Origin of the sequence: Corallococcus sp. CA053C (genome assembly GCF_003611675.1) — a bacterium.
GTDB lineage: Bacteria > Myxococcota > Myxococcia > Myxococcales > Myxococcaceae > Corallococcus.
In genome coordinates this window covers 1-16,737 of the sequence record NZ_RAWA01000203.1, presented here as the reverse complement: position 1 = coordinate 16,737, position 16,737 = coordinate 1, and the positions used below count along the sequence as shown (strand labels likewise).

The window sequence follows — 16,737 nt, the reverse complement described above, 5'->3', positions numbered from 1 at the left end:
GGCAGCAGCCTCAGCCGCAGCAGGTGGAGGCGACGCCCGCCGCCGGGGGCGCGCCCCTCAACGAGCTGTTCTCCGACCTGGACCTGCCCGGCAACCGGGGGGAGGCGGAGGACGAAGAGGCCCTTCAGGACGAGACGCGGGAGGATGACCGCGGCGACGACGAGGACGCCCAGCAGGCGGTGGAGGACTCGAAGGCCGCCCGCAAGCGGCCCGTCGTGGCCCCTCGCCGCAGCCCGCTGAAGATGGTGCTGCTGGTGCTCCTGCTGCTCATCGTCCTGCCGGTGGTGGCGCTGTTCGCGCTCTCGGCGATGAACATGCTGCCGCCCGCCGTGGCGGACCTCGTCGGCAAGGTGACGGGCAAGTCGCCGGCCCCGCTGGCCCCCACGCCGCTGCCGCGTCAGGCCGCTCCGGCGCAGCAAGGCACCGCCCCCGTGGCGCCGCCTCCGGCTCAGGAGGGCACCGCTCCCGTGGCACCGCCTCCGGCCCAGGAAGGCACCACCCCCGTTGCCCCTCCGCAGGGCGGCGAAGCAGCGGCCCCGGCGCAGGGCACCACGCCGTAGCCGACCTGGCAGGTGGGCCTGCTCCGCGCCGCGCGGGGAGCAGGCCCTTCCCAGGACGTCCTGTTCCGGCAGGTGACCCGGCACGTCGAGCAGGGCACCTTGGGCGCAGGCCCCAGGTCCCCTCCCCTGGAGCACCTTCCCCCTACAGGTCGAAGTTGCCCGTGGGAGGCGGCTTCTTGCCGCGCTTCGCTCGCGTGCGCGTGGCGCGGACCTCGGCGCGCAGGGCGTCGGTGGCCCTGGCGTCCACCGCCCCCGCCTCCAGGTCCACGACGTCACCCTCGCGCACGCCGGGCGGCAGGGTGCTCAGGGCGCGCGTCACCTGCTGGCCGTCCACCACCAGCACGGCGACGTCGTCTTCGATGCGGTCCACCGTGGCCTTGGGCATGGTGCGTGTTCCCCTCCGTCAGGGATGGCAGTCGCCCGCGGGCTCGCGGTCCGACCGCAGCGCCTCTTCGCGGGTCTTGAAGACGAGGAGGTTCTCCTCGTGGATCCGCCGCGCGCTCGGGCAGGTGGGCTTGTGGAAGATCCGCTTGTGACGGCTCGCCACGTAGCCGCCGCTCATGGACTCCACGGAGGTCGCGCGGTTGCTCCGGCGCGTCGTGGGCAGGTCGTCCACCTCCACCACCTTGCTGACCCTGGCGGAGGTGTCGCGAGGCGCCTCGAGGGCACGCACCGGCTCCTTGCGTGCCACGGAGGTCGTCTCGGGCGGCGGCGTCTTCGCGGGAGGCGGCGGGGGCTTCACCGTCCGCACGAGCGGCGGACGCGGATCCTCGCCCGGGAAGACGTATCGCGTGGCGGGAGGCTCGCCCGGAGACGGGCGCTGCGGGGTGAGCTCGAACTTCTTGCCGTCGCTCACCGCGTGCACTTCGCCATTCACGTCCGTGCGGAACGTGCTCGCGCCCACGGAGGCCAGCCGTGCGAGGACGCTCCGGGCCTTCGGATCGCGGCCCAGGCTGTCGTCCCCGCTGAGCACGGCGGCCTGCGGGCGCACTGCCTCTAGGAACTCCTGCGAATTGGCCCCCTCCACCCCGGGCGACGCGACCTTCAGCAGCGTGCCGGGCACCCACCTCCCGAGCGCCAGCAGGTGCGACTCCGTCTCCGCGCGCGCCGCGCCCGCGAAGAGCACCGACGTGTCCCCGTACGTGAGGCGCAGCACGATGGAGTTCGCCGCGTTCGCGCCCGCCCCGTCCGGTGCACCCGTCAGGAGCGGCTCGGCGGGGGCGCGGGGCCAGAGCACCGTGAGGTTCACGCCCTCTTCCAGCGTCAGGCGGACCGGCTCCTGGGGCGCGGTCGACGACGGCGCGGGGGAGAACACCTGCACCCCGCGCGACCCCACCGCCGTCAGGAGCGCGTCGTAGGCGGACGAGGTGTCGGGGAGCTGCGGCTCCATCAGCCGTCGCGCGCCCACGCGCTTGAGCACCGCGTCCAGCGCGCCGTGGTGCTTCGGATCCGGATGGGTGAGGACGACGAGGTCCAGCTCCCGGCGCAGCAGCTCCGGCAGCCGGTTCACCAGGTGCGACTGGGCCGACGCGGGCCCCGAGTCCACCAGCACCGTGTTGCCCTTCGGCGAGACGATGAGCGCGGCCTCGCCCCCGCCCACGTCGAAGAAGTACACGTGGAGCTTCCCGTCCGGCGCGCCACCAAAGTAGCGCGACTTCTCCGGGGCCGCGCTCTGCGGCTGCTGCTGCGAAGCGGGCTGCTGCTGACACGCCACGGCGGCGAGCAGCATCCCCACTCCGAGGGCGATGCGGGGACTCATGGGTGACAATCCTCGGCGGGGCGGCGCTCGCGCAGGGCGTCAGCGCGGCGGGAATAGACGGTGCGCTCGTTCTTCGAGCGCTTCAAGGTCGGGCAGTCCGCGCGGTGGAACACCTTGCTGCCCTTCAGCGATTCGAAGCGCTGCCCCGTGTCCCCGGGCTCGCTCGGGGTCGAAGGCGGCGTCGGCTCACGGCCCGGCTCTTTCGACGGCTTCGTCCGGGGGGCGCCCGGGTCCGGCTCCTTCTCCACCGCGTTGCCACCATGGCGCCGCGGCGTGGGCAGGATGGGGCCGAGCGCCACGGGGCTTCCCGCCTTCTGCGTACCGGTCACGACCAGGGCCGATGCTTCGCCCCGGGTCGTGCGCAGGGTGACGGTGGCGCCGTCGCTCACCGCCATCACCTCGCCGTCCTGGTCGGTGCGGAAGGTGCGCGCGCGCACGTCGCTCAGGCGGCCCAGGGCCTCCGGGCTCGGGTGGCCGTAGTCGTTGCCCACGCCGACCGAGATGACCGCCACCTGGGGCTTCACGCGCTCCAGGAAGGCCCGGGTGGAGGAGTGCTTGCCGCCATGGTGCGCCACCTTCAGCACGGTGGCGGTGAGGTCCAGGGGCTTCTGCACCAGCACCTCCTCCGTGGGCGGCTCCGCGTCGCCGGTGAAGAGGAAGGCCGTCTTGCCGAAGGTCAGCTTGGTGACGAGGGAGTTCGCGTTCGCGTCCGAGCGCGTGTCCTCGAGGAAGGGCTCCTGGGGCACGCGCGGCCAGAGCACGGTGAGCGCCACGCCCTCGCCCAGGCCGATGGTGAGCAGCGTCTGGGGCGCGTTGGGGTTGGGCTGCGGGCTCATCACCTGGCCCACCTCGCGGCCCACGAAGTCCAGCAGGTCGCGGTACGCCTCGCTCGGGTGGTCGAAGCCGGGGTCCATGAACCGCTTCGCGCCCACCGCCTTCAGGGCCGCGGGCAGACCTCCCAGGTGGTCCAGGTGCGGGTGCGTGAGGATGACCAGGTCCAGGGGCTGCTTCACCAATTCACGCAGCCGCGCCGCCAGCCGAGGCCCGGCCTCCGGGGGCCCCCCGTCGATGAGCACCGTCTTGCCCGCGGGCGAGACGATGAGGGCCGCGTCTCCCTGGCCCACGTCGAGGAAGTAGACCGAGAGCTTCCCGGGCGCGGGGGAGGGGAGGGCCGCATGGCCCGGCACCGCCGTGAGCAGGAGGAGGAGGACACCAAGCAGCCGCGCGAAAACCATCACAATGGGAACTCTACTGCCCCACTCCCATTCACGGCACCCGGTACGTCCGCCGGACGTCCTTGCACACCCGCGAGCGCTTCCCCGGGGCCCTGGAACTGCGCTAAGGGGCCCGCATGTCGTCCGACGCCGAAGGCTTCATCCCCGTGCTGGAAGAGTTGGTCGAACAGGCCCGCCGCCGCCTGCTCGCCTGGAAGGCGGAGCAGGACGCCGTGGCCCCCGAGCCCGCCGCCGCGCTGAACCCGGAGCCCCCGCGCCCGGCCGGGGGCAGGGTCGCCACCGCGCGCGTCGACCCCGCGTCCGTCCTGAAGGCGACGGACCTGGCGCCGTACATCGACCACACGCTGCTCAAGCCGGAGGCCCGCGCCGAGGACGTGGTGCGCGTGGCCGAGGAGGCCCGCCAGTACGGCTTCGCCACGGTGTGCGTGAACAGCTGCCACGTGGCCACCGCCGCGCGCGTGCTGGCCGGGTCGCCCGTGGTGCCCATCGCCGTGGTGGGCTTCCCGCTGGGCGCCATGCTGTCCGCCGCGAAGGCGTTCGAGGCGCGCGAGGCCATCCGCGCCGGGGCGCGTGAAATCGACATGGTGCTCAACCTGGGTGCGCTCAAGGCCCGCGACTACCAGCGCGTGCACCAGGACATCGCCGCGGTGGTGGAGGCCAGCCACCCGCTGCCCGTGAAGGTCATCCTGGAGACGGGCCACCTCACCGACGAGGAGAAGGTCGTCGCGTGCGCGCTGTCCAAGGCCGCGGGCGCCGCGTTCGTGAAGACGTCCACGGGCTTCGGGCCCGGGGGCGCCACGGTGAAGGACATCGAATTGATGCGCGCGGTGGTGGGCGACGAGGTGGGGGTGAAGGCCTCCGGCGGCGTGCGCTCGGCCGAGGACGCGATGAAGCTCTTGCGCGCGGGTGCCAACCGGCTGGGCGCGTCCGCGTCCGTGGCCATCGTCACCGGCCAGATCTCCACCTCGCAGTACTAGCCAGGAAGGCGCGAGGACCCCACCGTGACACCGAAGCAGCAAGAGGACTTCCTCCAGCAGTTGCTCGCGCTCCACGCGGAGCTGACCGGGAAGACACCCCTGCGCATCGAGCCCAACCGCACCGACGAGGCGCGCGTGGGCGGCGACGAGGACGAGCAGCCCCTCAACGAGATGATGCAGACCATCGCCTCCAGCCGGAACCGCAACACCGACGGCACGCTGGCGCGCGTGGTGAAGGCCCTCGGCAAGCTGCGCGAGGAGCCGGACTCCTTCGGCGAGTGCGAGGAGTGCGGCGACGAGATCCCCCTGGGCCGCCTCAAGGCCATGCCCTACGCGGAGTTCTGCGTCGCGTGCCAGGGCAACAAGGACGGCCCCAAGGGCCCCGTCCGCCGCAAGCACCTCACCGACTACGACACCTGAAACGAGGCGACACGCAATGGACACCACCGGACTCAGGGAGCGGGCGGAAGCGTGGCGCAAGGCGGATCCGGATCCGGAGACCCAGGCGGAGCTGGCCCAGGTGCTCGCGACCTCCAACTGGGCGGACCTGGCGGACCGCTTCGCGCAGGACCTGGAGTTCGGCACCGCGGGCCTGCGCGGCGTGCTGGGCGCCGGCCCCAACCGGATGAACCGCGCCGTCGTGCGGCGCACCACCGCGGGGCTCGCGCGCTACCTCAAGGCCACCGTGCCGGACGTCACCTCGCGCGGCGTGGTGGTGGGCCGTGACGCAAGGCGCTTGAGCAGGGAGCTGGCGGAGGACACCGCCGCGGTGCTCGTCGCGGAGGGCATCCCCGCGCACGTCTTCCCGGAGCCGGTGCCCACGCCCGTCACCGCGTTCGCCGTGCTGCACCTGAACGCCGCCGCCGCGGTGATGGTGACCGCCAGCCACAACCCGCCCGAGTACAACGGCTACAAGGTCTACTGGGGCAACGGCGCCCAGATCGTCCCCCCGCAGGACGTGGGCATCGCGGGCGCCATCGCGAAGGTGGAGCCCGCCAACCAGGTGCCGCTGCTCACGCCCGCGGAAGGCCGCGCGAAGGGGCTGTGGCGCGACCTGCCGGAGGACGTGGGCAACGCGTACCTGCGCGCCATCCTGGACCTGCGCCTGTACCGCAAGGGCAGCGACACGCTGTCCATCGTCTACACCGCCATGCACGGCGTGGGCGGCGCGTGGGCGGTGCTCGCGCTCAAGGAGGCGGGCTTCCCGCGCGTGACGCCGGTGGCCGAACAGCAGCAGCCCGACGGCCGCTTCCCCACCGTGCGCTTCCCCAACCCGGAGGAGCCGGGCGCCATGGACCTGTCCGTCGCCACCGCCGAGCGCGTGAAGGCGGACCTGGTGCTCGCCAACGACCCTGACGCGGACCGGCTGGCGGTGATGGCGCGCGACGCATCCGGCAAGCTGCGGCTGCTCACCGGCAACGAGGTGGGCGTGCTCCTGGGCCACTACGTGCTCACGCAGGGCACGAAGCACTCGCGCCCGCACGTCGTCACCACCATCGTGTCCTCCACGCAGCTGGGGGAGATCGCGCGCGGGCTGGACGCCGCCTACGACGAGGTCCTCACGGGCTTCAAGTGGATCGCCAACCGCGCGCTGGAGCGCACGCAGAAGGAAGGCACGCAGTTCGTCTTCGGCTACGAGGAGGCGCTCGGCTACACCGTGGGCACCGCCACGCGCGACAAGGACGGCGTGGGCGCGGCGCTGGTGGTCGCGGACCTGGCCGCGTGGTGCGAGGCGCGCGGCACCACCGTGCTGGGCTACCTGGAGGAGATCCAGCGTCGCTTCGGCCTGCACGTGGGCGCCCAGCGCAACGTCACGCTCCCCGGCGCCGCCGGTGCCCAGACCATCCGCGCCATCATGGAGGCCTTCCGCGCCTCACCGCCGGAGCGCATCGGCGACACCCGCGTGAGCGCCGTGCGCGACTACCAGCGGGGCGAGGGCGGCCTGCCGCCGTCCAACGTCGTCGCCTTCGCGCTGGAGGGTGGCGGCCGCGTCACCCTGCGCCCCTCCGGCACCGAGCCGAAGATCAAATACTACTTCGAGCACAAGGAGACGCCCGCCCCCGGCGAGCCGCTCCCCCAGGCCCGCCAGCGCGCCGAGGCCCGGCTGGCCACCCTCATCGACGCCTTCCTCGCCCTCGCCCGCGAGCGCGGACAGCCGGCGTGAGGGGCCGTTTCCACTCCTGAGTCCTGAATCACCCTTCAACCCCGGGCCGCGCGTCCCTCCGTCGCGGCCCTTCGCAGAAAGGAACCGCGTGAAGCGCTTCATTCCTGGTTTCCTCCTCGCCGTGATCCTCGCCGTTCCCGGTACCGCGCTCGCGGGCCAGGGCTGGTCCGTGCTGGCCGCGGACTCGGTGGGAGCGGGCCGCAACGTGTTCACCGGGCAGATTGGCTACCCGGGCTTGACGCTGGGCCTCTTGCACGGCGGCTCGGACAAGGTCGACGTCGGCGGCAAGTTCACCTTCAACTGGGGCCGCGAGGGCCTGGTGGACGCGACGGACGAGGGCCTCAAGCTTCAGCTGTGGCTGCGCATCATGCTGGCCAAGACGTCCAACGTGTCCTTCGCCCTCACGTTCCAGCCGGGCCCCTTCGTCTACTTCATCGACCAGGGGCGCTTCGACGACAACACGGCCTTCGGCATGGCGCTGCCCATCGGCTTCGTGGTGGGGATCCCCGTCGGCAGCGCGCTCACGCTCAACGCCGGCATCGACATCCCGTTCAACGTCTACTTCGGCGAAGGCATCGGGCCGGTCATCCCCATCCTCTTCGGAGGCGGCCTGGAGTACTTCGTCACCAACCAGTTCAACGTGAACTTCAACCTGCGGCTGGGGCCTTCCATCTTCCCCCGCTTCGACGACAGCGCCTTCACCATGGAAGCGCTGGCGGGCGTGGCGTACCGCTTCTAGTGCGCCAGGCTCGGGCGGGGACGACAGGTTCCCCGCCCGGGCGCGTGCGCTACCAGGACGACGTCTGCTCGGGCAGCTCCACCGTGAAGGTGCTGCCCAGGTTGACGCGGCTCTTCACGGTGAGCTTGCCGCCCATGCACTCCACCAGGGTGCGCGCCACCGTGAGGCCCAGGCCCACGCTCTTCTCCGGGGCCTTGGTCGTGTAGTACGGCGAGAAGATGGCCTGCAGCTCGTCCTCGAAGATGCCGATGCCGGTGTCCTTCACGAAGAGCTGCGGACCGAAGTCACCGAACAGGTCCGGCAGCTCCAGGCCCACGTGCACGATGCGCGGACGGTCCTTCACGTCCTCCACCGCGTCCACCGCGTTGCACACCAGCTCCGTCACCACCTGCTCCAGCTGACGGCGGTTGAACACGACGGCGATGGGGTCCTCCGGCAGCACCACGCGCACGTCCGCGCGGCCCAGCCGGCCCTCGGTGCGCAGGCGCGACACCACCTCCGGCACCAGCTCGCGCAGGTCGAAGCGCTGGATGTCCTTGGGGTTGGACGGGCCCAGCGACAGCAGGTGCTGGCCGTGCAGGCGCATCTGCTCCCCGGCCACGCCCAGCTTGAGCAGCTCACTGGGGTCCGGCGGCAGGCCCTCCGCCGCGCGCGAGCGCACGTGCTCCAGCGCCCGCTGCAGGCCCACGCCCAGCTGGCCCATCTGCGTCGCCACGTCCGCGGCGAGCGTGCCCACGCGGGCCAGGCGCTCCATCCGCACCCAGCGCGTGCGCGGGTCCTGCAGCACTTCGCGCAGGCCTCCGTGCTCGCGGTGCGCCTTGAGCTCCAGCAGGGTGTGGACGCGCACCTTCAGCTCCAGCGGGTCCAGCGGTTCGGTCGTCAACAAGTCGTCCACACCTGCCTCCATCACCTCGCGGCGCGTCTGGCGGTCCGCGGAAGGCGTGAGCATGAGAATGGGAAGCTGCGGAGAGGTCATCTCCTGGCGGAACCGCCGGTACGCGGCGATCCCCACCGTGCGGGCCTGCTCCACGTCCAGGAGCACCAGGTCCGCGGCATGCCGGGACACCGCTTCCAGCGCGGCCGTCGCCCCGCGTGCGGGCATCACGTCGTAACCCGCGGGGGTCAGGATGGAGCGCACCCGCTCCGCGTCCCCCGCGTCCATGTCCACCGCGAGCACCCGCGGCCGGTGGTGTGACGTCGCGCTCATTGCCGTCGTCTCCATTCACGCCACCCCGACCTGGAAACCGCTCCGGATCACGCCCGAAGGCGTCGTCCCGGAAACGGGGGAATGCGTCCCGGGCCCGGACAGGGCCACCTGCTGCGCCTGCTTGCTGACCCGTACGCAATCCGACATGCGCGTACTCTCTTGCCAGCGGCGTGCCGGACGTCCTCCAGAAGCGAGATCTGCTCACCCTGGAAATCGGAAAAACCTGATCCAGTAACGACGGGGGGTTGGCGGGCTCCAGGCGCACATCCAACGCCCCCGTACTGAACGGCGCTTCATGTTTGATGAGTCAACCCTGACCAAAAGTGGTTTTGGACCCGGGTGTGAATATACCCAGGGGGCTCTCAAAATGGGCTACCGGGACTCCTGCTCGTAGGGGGTGCCCAGGGCGGCGGGGGCATGGCCGCGCTGGCCCTGGAGGGCGAGGACGAGGAGGGTCAACAGGTAGGGGAGGGCGAGCAGGAAGCCCTGGGGGACGAGGTCGAGGAGCCACGGGGCGCTCGACGCGAGGCCGATGCGCAGGGCGTTGCCGAAGGCGAAGAAGAGGGCGGCGGCGAAGGCACCCAGGGGCGTCCAACGGCCGAACACCATGGCGGCCAGGGCCATGAAGCCCAGGCCCGAAGGCGTGTGCTGTTCGAAGCGGTCCAGGACGGCGGTGGAGAGCACGGCGCCTCCCAGTCCGGCCATCATCCCGCCGCCCAGCACCGCGCCCCACCGCAGGGCGGACACGGACAGGCCCAGCGTGGCCACGGCGTGCGGCTTGTCGCCCACCGCACGCAGCCTCAGACCCAGGGGCGTGCGCGACAGCAGCAGGTGGAAGAGGAAGGGCAGGGTGAGCGCCAGGTACGTGGGCGCCGCGTGGCCGGACAGCGCGCCCAGCAGCGGCACGGCGGGCAGGCCCGGCAGGTCCCATCGGGAAAGTTGGGTGATGGACGGGGTGCCGTTGGGGCCGAAGAAGGACTCCAGCAGGTAGGTGCCGCCCGCCATGGCCACCAGGTTGAGGGCCATGCCGGAGACGACCTGATCCGAGCGCCAGCGGATGCTGAGGAAGCCGTGCACCGCCGCGATGGCCGCGCCCGCGGCCATGCCCACCAGCACGGCGAGGGGCGTGGGCATCGCGAGCGCCGCCACGGCCGCGCAGAAGGCGCCCGTGCGCATCATGCCCTCCACGCCCACGCTCACGACACCGGCGCGCTCGGACAACATGGCGCCCAGCGCGGCGAACACCAGGGCGGGCGCGGCGTCCAGGGTGGAGAAGAGGAGCGAGTGGAGCACCTCAAGCACGGGGCACCTCGGCCACTGGCTGCTCGCCCGACGGCTGCTCGCCCGACGGCTGCTCGCCCGACGGCTGCTCGCGCGTCGGCTGCTCGCGGCGTCTGCGCAGGACGGCCAGCCACACCATCCGGCCGGCGACGAAGAGCAGCGCGAAGCCCTGGATGAGCTCCGGGAAGCTCTTGTGCACGCCCAGCAGCTGCATGCGCGTGCCGCCCGCGCGGAGGATGCCGAAGACGGCCGCGGACACCGCCGCGCCCAGCGGGTGGTTGTTGCCGATGAGCGCGATGGCGATGCCGTCGAAGCCGTACGGCGCGCCCAGCGAGCCCGGGTAGCGGCCCTCGGTGCCCAGCACCAGCACCGCGCCCGCGAGCCCCGCCAGCGCCCCCGCGAGCGCCATGGCCCCGCCCGCGCGCGTCTGCGTGGGGATGCCCGCGGCCCGCGCGGCCTCCGGGGTGAGTCCCACCGCGCGCGTCTCGTAGCCCGCGCGCGTGCGCGTCAACCACACCCAGACGCCCAGCGCCGCCACCAGCGCCAGCGGGAAGCCCAGGTTGAGGCGCGAGCTGTCGCCCAGGAGCCGGGGGAGCTGCGCGGTGGCGAGGATCTCCGCGGTGCCGGTGATGGACGACTGCTGCCCTTCGGCGACGGCGCGCAGCGGGCCGATGACGAGCCAGTTGTCCACGAGGCTCACCGCCACCCAGTTGAGCATGATGGTGGAGATGACCTCGTGCACGCCGCGCTTGAGCTTCAGCACGGCGGCGATGCTCGACCACGTGGCGCCCGCGAGCGCCGCCGCGAGCAGGGCCAGGGGCACGTGCACCACGCCGGGCAGCGACACGTGCGCGCCGACGAGCGCGGCGGCCAGCGCGCCCCAGATCATCTGGCCCTGCGCGCCGATGTTGAACAGGCCCACCTTGAAGGCCACCGCCACGGACAGGCCGGTGAGGGTGAGGATGGCGGCCTTCATCGCGGCCTCGCCCAGGGGGCGCAGCACCGCGTTGGCGTTGCCGCCGTCCAGGAACGCGGGCCAGTTGCCCACGCCGCCCCAGAGCATCTGGAGGTAGGCGCGCGTGGCGGTGTCCGCGTCGCGCGTGAGGGCGATGGTCAGCCAGCACACCGCGAGCGCCAGCAGCACGGAGAGCACCGACGGCAGGATCTGCCGCGTCCGCTCACCCATGGTCGGACTCCGCGCCCAGCATGCGGCGGCCCAGCTCGCGCTCGTCCAGGTCCTTGCGCGGGAAGTGCCCCGTCACGCGCCCTTCGTAGAGGACGTAGACGCGGTCGGACAGCGCCAGCACCTCCTCCAGGTCCAGCGACACCATCACCACTCCCGCGCCCCGGGCCTTCGCCTCGCGCAGCCGCGCGTGCACCTGGGCCACCGCGCCGATGTCCAGCCCGCGCGTGGGCTGCACCACGACGAGCAGCTTCGGATCCGCGTCCAGTTCGCGCGCCACCACGACCTTCTGCTGGTTGCCGCCCGACAGCGCCTGGAGCGCGACGGTGGGGTCGGGCGGGCGCACGTCGTAGGTGGAGAGCAGCCGGGTCGCGCGCTCACGGCGTCCCTTGAAGTCCACCCAGGGCCCGCGTGCGAACGGCGGCTGCCGGTGCCGGCCCAGCGCCACGTTCTCCTCCACCGTCATCGCCTTCACCACCGCGCGCGCCAGCCGGTCCTCGGGCACGTGGCCCACGCCGCGCGCCTTCGCGAGCGCCGGGGTGAGCCCCTTGAGCGGGCCACCCAGCAGCGTTCCCTCGCCGCTGTCGAGGGAGCGCAGGCCCGTGAGCACTTCGGCCAGTTCGCGCTGACCGTTGCCGTCCACCCCGGCGATGCCGACGATTTCACCCGCGCGCACGGTGAGGCTCACGCCCTGGAGCGCGGGACGTCCGTTGTCGCCCTTCGCGCGCAGGTCCTTCGCGTCGAGCACGATGGGGCCGGATGTAGCCTCACCCTGCGCGTCGGGCACGACAGCCCCGGACGCCGCGGGCACACCGGTCAGCGCGGCGCCGCGTGAACCCTCGCCCACCATCAGCGAGGCCAGGGCGGAGACGGTGGTTCCGGCGGCGCGCACCTCGGCCACCGTGCGGCCCCGGCGCATCACGGCCACGCGGTCCGCCACGCCCAACACTTCCTTCAGCTTGTGGCTGATCAGCACCACCGTGCGCCCCTGCGCCACGAGTCCGCGCATCACCTGCGCAAGCTCATCCGACTCCTGGGGCGTGAGCACCGCGGTGGGCTCGTCGAGGATGAGCACCTGCGCGCCCCGGTGCAGTGCCTTGACGATCTCCACCTTCTGCTGCGAACCCACCGTGAGCGTGTCCACGCGCGCCCGCGGATCCAGGTGGAAGCCGAAGCGCTTCGCCGTGGCAGCCACCTCGTCACAGGCCCGGTCCAGGTCCAGCAGGCCGCGCCGGGTGGGCTCGCGGCCCAGCACCACGTTCTCCGCCACCGTCAGCGTGGGCACGAGCATGAAGTGCTGGTGCACCATGCCGATGCCCCTTGCGATGGCGTCGCGCGGGCTCTTGAGTCGCACGGGCTTGTCGTCCATCAGGAACGTGCCCGCGTCCGGCTGGTACAGCCCGTACAGCACGTTCATCAGGCTGGACTTGCCCGCGCCGTTCTCGCCCACCACCGCGAGCAATTCGCCCGGGACGATGTCCAGCGACGCGTCCTCCAGGGACACGCAGGAGCCGAAGCGCTTGGCGATGTGCTGGAGGGAGATCAGGGCGCGGCGACCTGGAAGGAGGCCAGCTCCGCCGTCGTGCCCGGCACCGTCAGCTTCCCGGCGAGGATCTGCTGGCGCAGCGTCTCCACCTTCTGCAGCGCCTCCGCCTTGCCCGGGAAGTCCACCCGCACGTCGGCCATGCCCACGCCGTTCTCCTTCAGGCCCAGCACCTGCTCGCCGCCCGTGAACTTGCTGTCCACCAGGTCCTTCGCCGCCTGGTACACGGCGAGGTCGCTGTGCTTCACCATCGACGTGAGGATGGCCTCCGGCGCCAGGTGCGACTGATCCGAATCCACCCCGATGGCGAACACCGTCTTGCCCGCGGCCCGCGCCTCCTTCACCGCCTGGATGACGCCCAGCCCGTCCGTGCCCGCCGCGTGGAAGAGGATGTCCGCGCCCTTGGCGATGAGGTCCTGCGCCACCTCCTTGCCGGACGACACGCTGTTGAAGCTGCCCGTGTACACGCTCATCAGCGCGCCCGCCGCCTTCGCGTTCGTGGTGCGCACGCCCGCGCGGTAGCCCAGCTCGAAGCGTTTGATCAACGGCACCTCGATGCCGCCCACGAAGCCCACCTTGTTCGTCTTCGTCACGAGCCCCGCCAGCGCGCCCACGAGGAAGCTGCCCTCCTGCTCCTTGAAGAGCACGGTGCGCACGTTGGGCAGCGACTTCGCCTTGCCCTGCGCGTCCAGCAGCTGGCTGTCGATGAGCAGGAACTTCGCGTCCGGGTTCTTCATGGCCACGTCCCGCACGGCGTTGGCCAGCAGGTACCCGTTGCCGATGGTGAGCTGCGCGCCCTGCTCCACGAGCAGCTCCAGGTTGGGGGCGTAGTCCTCCTGCGCCTTGCTCTGGAGCACCAGCGGCTGCACCGGCAGCGGCTTCACTTCCGGTGCGAGCGCCGTCAAGTCGGAGGAGATGGACTGACGCACCTCGCCAGCGGCGGCGTCCACATACCGGCCGCCCTCGTAGCGCTTGCCGGCGGCCCACAGCTCCAGGCCGCGCAGGGACGCGTCATTGAACGAGTGGTCCCCCCGGCCGCCCACGTCGATGACGAGCCCGACGACCACGGGCTTGCCCTCGGGGGGCTTCGTGGCGGTGGAGGCCTGGGAGGGCGCCTTGGGGGCGTCTTCCGACTTCTTGGAACAGGCGCACAGGAGCGCGGCCAGGGCGAGCACGTGGAATCGGCGGAGCATCATGGGCTCAGCTATCTACCAGATGAAGCCCGGGCTTTCCCTTTCCTGGGAGTGCACGGGGAGGGGACTTCCTGCTATGGCCCTGCCCCGTGCAACCCTACGAGCTCATCAAGGCCAAGCGCGACGGCGGCAGGCTGGACCCGTCGGACATCCAGGCGTTCATCCAGGCGTACACCGCCGGCACCGTGGCCGACTACCAGATGGCCGCGATGTGCATGGCCATCTTCTTCAAGGGCCTGGACGCGCGGGAACTGGGGGCCTGGGCCCGCGCCATGCTCAACTCCGGCGAGGTCCTGGACCTCTCCGACACGCCGGCCATCAAGGTGGACAAGCACTCCACCGGCGGCGTGGGCGACAAGGTGTCCCTGAGCCTCGCGCCCCTCGCGGCGGCCTGCGGCGTGCCCGTGCCGATGATCTCCGGCCGCGGTCTGGGCCACACCGGCGGCACCCTGGACAAGCTGGAGTCCATCCCCGGCTTCCGCGTGGACCTGTCCACCGCGGACTACCGCCGGCTCGTGCGCGAGGTGGGCTGCTGCCTCATCGGCCAGACGGCCCAGGTGGCCCCCGCGGACAAGAAGCTCTACGCGCTGCGGGATGTGACGGCGACGGTGGACTGCATCCCGCTCATCGCGTCCTCCATCATGAGCAAGAAGCTGGCGGAGGGCATCGACGCGCTGGTGCTCGACGTGAAGGTGGGCAGCGGCGCCTTCATGAAGACGGCGGACGACGCGCGCGTGCTCGCCCGGACCATGATTGGCCTGGGCGCGGAGATGAACCGCAAGGTCGTGGCCCTGCTCACGGACATGGACCAGCCCCTGGGCCGCCAGGTGGGCAACGCCCTGGAGGTCCGCGAGGCGGTGGACATGCTCCGCGGTGAAGCCCCCGACGACTACACGGAGATCACCTACGCGCTGACGGCGGAGATGCTCGTGCTGGGCAAGAAGGCCGCCACCGTGGAGGAGGCGCGCGTCAAGCTGCGCCGCTCCGTTGAGGACGGCAGCGCGCTCAAGAAGCTCAAGGAGATCGTCCAGTCGCAGGGCGGCGACCCGCGCTCCATCGACGACTACTCGCTGCTCCCCACCGCGAAGGCCACGACGGACGTGGTGGCGCCGCGCGATGGCTTCGTCTCCGGTATCCACACGGAGGGCGTGGGACTGGCGGCGGTGGCGCTCGGTGCCGGGCGGCAGCGGGTGGACAGCAAGATTGATCCGGCGGTGGGCTTCACGCTGCTCAAGAAGGTGGGCGACCCGGTGAAGCAGGGCGAGCCCGTGGTGCAGGTGCACTACAACGACGCCGGCCCCGTGGAGGACGTGAAGGCGCGACTGCTGGCGGCCTACCGGTTTGGCGACCGGGCGCCCGCGGCCCGTCCGCTGGTGCTGGAGCGGCTGGAGTAGGCGCGCAAGGCACGACAAGGCTACCCACCCACCATGGCCCCCACGTTCCGAGACCTGCTGTCGGAAGTGAAGAAGGAGATCCGCGAGGTCTCCCATGAGCACGTGCGCCACCTGCTCGACACGGGCGCGAAGGTGAAGCTCATCGACGTGCGCGAAGGCGACGAGTACGCGGGCGGCCGGCTCCCCGGCGCGGTGCACATCCCCCGGGGCTACCTGGAGCTGCGCATCGAGGAGAAGGCGGAGCGCGACGACGAGCTCGTCCTCTACTGCGCGGGCGGCACCCGCTCCGCGCTCGCGGCCCGGACGCTGCGGGAGCTGGGCTACACGCGCGTGGCGTCGCTCGCGGGCGGCTACAACCGCTGGAGCGACGCGGCGTTCCCCATCGAGAAGCCGGTGGTCCTCTCCTCCGAGCAGAAGGAGCGCTACCGCCGCCACCTCATCCTCCCGGAGGTGGGCGAGGAGGGGCAGGCGAAGCTGCTCAAGTCGAAGGTGCTGCTCTTGGGCGCGGGCGGGCTGGGCTCTCCCGCCGCGCTGTACCTGGCCGCCGCGGGCGTGGGCACGCTGGGCATCGTGGACGCGGACGTGGTGGACCTGAGCAACCTCCAGCGCCAGGTGCTGCACAGCCTGGAGCGCCGGGGCCAGCCCAAGGTCCAGAGCGCGAAGACGGCCATCGAGGCGCTCAACCCCGACGTGAAGGTGGTCCCCTACGAGGAGCGGCTCACCACCGCCAACGTGGAGCGCATCCTCGCGGACTACGACCTGGTGCTGGACGGCGGGGACAACTTCCCCACCCGCTACCTGCTCAACGACGCGTGCGTGCTCGCGGGCAAGCCCAACATCCACGGCTCCGTGTTCCGCTTCGAGGGCCAGGTGACGACCTTCATCCCGGGCAAGGGGCCCTGCTACCGCTGCCTCTACCCCGCGCCGCCCCCGCCGGAGCTCGCGCCCTCGTGCGCGGAGGCCGGCGTCCTGGGCGTGCTGCCGGGGGTCATCGGGATGCTCCAGGCGACGGAGGCGCTCAAGCTGCTGCTCGGGGTGGGGGAGTCGCTGTCGGGACGGCTGCTCACCTTCGACTCCCTGGGCACGCGCTTCCACGAGCTCAAGCTGCGCAAGGACCCGGAGTGCCCCGTCTGTGCTCCGGGCGCGAAGGTGGAGCTCATCGACTACGAGCAGTTCTGCGCCACGGGAGCCTGAGGGCCGCCCTGGCGGGTCCCGGGGGGATTTCCTCCGGGGCGGGATGCATTTTCGCAAGCAACGGTCCGGACGAGGCCGCGTATGATGCCGCAGGCCTGGAGATGGGGTCGCGGTGGAACGTGACCCGGTCGGGCCCGCGGTGCAGCGGTAGGGAGATGACGGCGATGTCCGAGCAGAACGAGAACCAGGACGCGGACCCCAAGGTGGAGGACCGGCGCGACTCGCCCCGGGTCCCCATGCGCTTGAAGGTCCGTTGGGAGGGCGGCACGGAGACCTTCCTGGACCGTGCGGGGGACCTGTCCCTGGGC

14 protein-coding genes and 1 pseudogene are annotated in these 16,737 nt (G+C 71.9%); 7 read left to right on the top strand and 8 right to left on the bottom strand.

Annotation, left to right across the window (positions count from 1 at the left end; genetic code table 11):
- Nucleotides 1-560: pseudogene (locus D7V97_RS44790) on the top strand (hypothetical protein); the annotation flags it as partial.
- Between the two features lie 142 nt (nucleotides 561-702).
- On the opposite strand, the gene D7V97_RS24745 reads toward D7V97_RS44790, so the two are convergent.
- Genes D7V97_RS24745 through D7V97_RS24735 form a run of 3 tightly spaced genes read right to left on the bottom strand, consistent with a single transcriptional unit; the run spans nucleotide 703 to nucleotide 3,554 of the window.
- On the bottom strand, nucleotides 703-945 hold the full coding sequence (locus D7V97_RS24745; RefSeq protein WP_120613098.1) for a DUF3006 domain-containing protein: 243 nt from the start codon (nucleotides 943-945) through the stop codon (nucleotides 703-705).
- Between the two features lie 18 nt (nucleotides 946-963).
- Nucleotides 964-2,319 carry a ComEC/Rec2 family competence protein gene (locus D7V97_RS24740; protein WP_120613097.1) on the bottom strand — a complete coding sequence of 452 codons (1,356 nt, stop codon included), beginning with the start codon at nucleotides 2,317-2,319 and terminating at the stop codon, nucleotides 964-966.
- A complete protein-coding gene (locus D7V97_RS24735) occupies nucleotides 2,316-3,554 on the bottom strand; it encodes a ComEC/Rec2 family competence protein (RefSeq protein ID WP_120613096.1) in 1,239 nt (412 codons plus the stop codon). The genes D7V97_RS24740 and D7V97_RS24735 overlap by 4 nt, the downstream gene beginning before the upstream one ends.
- Nucleotides 3,555-3,670: 116 nt before the next feature.
- Between D7V97_RS24735 and deoC the strand changes: the two genes are divergently transcribed.
- The 4 genes from deoC to D7V97_RS24715 all read left to right on the top strand — a co-directional run bounded on the left by deoC (nucleotide 3,671) and on the right by D7V97_RS24715 (nucleotide 7,434).
- Complete coding sequence (deoC, locus tag D7V97_RS24730) at nucleotides 3,671-4,531, top strand: deoxyribose-phosphate aldolase (protein ID WP_120613095.1); 861 nt, start codon at nucleotides 3,671-3,673, stop codon at nucleotides 4,529-4,531.
- Between the two features lie 24 nt (nucleotides 4,532-4,555).
- The gene (locus tag D7V97_RS24725; protein WP_120613094.1) at nucleotides 4,556-4,951 is read left to right on the top strand and encodes a TraR/DksA family transcriptional regulator; all 396 of its coding nucleotides are present in this window, start codon (nucleotides 4,556-4,558) and stop codon (nucleotides 4,949-4,951) included.
- Nucleotides 4,952-4,967: 16 nt separating this feature from the next.
- Nucleotides 4,968-6,695, top strand: coding sequence for a phospho-sugar mutase (locus D7V97_RS24720; RefSeq protein ID WP_120613093.1), 1,728 nt, complete (start codon nucleotides 4,968-4,970; stop codon nucleotides 6,693-6,695).
- Nucleotides 6,696-6,783: 88 nt separating this feature from the next.
- Nucleotides 6,784-7,434, top strand: a complete 651-nt coding sequence (locus D7V97_RS24715) for a hypothetical protein (protein ID WP_199728925.1) — start codon at nucleotides 6,784-6,786, stop codon at nucleotides 7,432-7,434.
- A gap of 49 nt (nucleotides 7,435-7,483) precedes the next feature.
- Here the strand turns inward: D7V97_RS24715 and D7V97_RS24710 are convergent, their stop codons facing one another.
- From D7V97_RS24710 to D7V97_RS24690, 5 genes are all read right to left on the bottom strand, one after another.
- Nucleotides 7,484-8,641: a sensor histidine kinase gene (locus D7V97_RS24710; RefSeq protein ID WP_233583171.1), complete on the bottom strand. Its 1,158-nt coding sequence runs from the start codon at nucleotides 8,639-8,641 to the stop codon at nucleotides 7,484-7,486.
- A 372-nt stretch (nucleotides 8,642-9,013) separates the two neighbouring features.
- Complete coding sequence (locus D7V97_RS24705) at nucleotides 9,014-9,943, bottom strand: ABC transporter permease (protein WP_120613091.1); 930 nt, start codon at nucleotides 9,941-9,943, stop codon at nucleotides 9,014-9,016.
- The gene (locus D7V97_RS24700; protein ID WP_233583169.1) at nucleotides 9,936-11,108 is read right to left on the bottom strand and encodes an ABC transporter permease; all 1,173 of its coding nucleotides are present in this window, start codon (nucleotides 11,106-11,108) and stop codon (nucleotides 9,936-9,938) included. The genes D7V97_RS24705 and D7V97_RS24700 overlap by 8 nt, the downstream gene beginning before the upstream one ends.
- Nucleotides 11,101-12,609, bottom strand: coding sequence for an ABC transporter ATP-binding protein (locus D7V97_RS24695; protein ID WP_120613090.1), 1,509 nt, complete (start codon nucleotides 12,607-12,609; stop codon nucleotides 11,101-11,103). Before D7V97_RS24695 ends, D7V97_RS24700 begins: the two co-directional genes overlap by 8 nt.
- Nucleotides 12,610-12,647: 38 nt before the next feature.
- Entirely contained in the window at nucleotides 12,648-13,841 is a 1,194-nt protein-coding gene (locus D7V97_RS24690) for a BMP family protein (RefSeq protein ID WP_120613100.1), read from the bottom strand.
- An 89-nt stretch (nucleotides 13,842-13,930) separates the two neighbouring features.
- Here D7V97_RS24690 and D7V97_RS24685 point away from each other — a divergent pair, with 89 nt between their 5' ends.
- The gene (locus D7V97_RS24685; protein WP_120613089.1) at nucleotides 13,931-15,235 is read left to right on the top strand and encodes a thymidine phosphorylase; all 1,305 of its coding nucleotides are present in this window, start codon (nucleotides 13,931-13,933) and stop codon (nucleotides 15,233-15,235) included.
- Nucleotides 15,236-15,268: 33 nt separating this feature from the next.
- Entirely contained in the window at nucleotides 15,269-16,429 is a 1,161-nt protein-coding gene (gene moeB / locus D7V97_RS24680) for a molybdopterin-synthase adenylyltransferase MoeB (protein WP_120613088.1), read from the top strand.
- Nucleotides 16,430-16,737 lie beyond the last annotated feature (308 nt).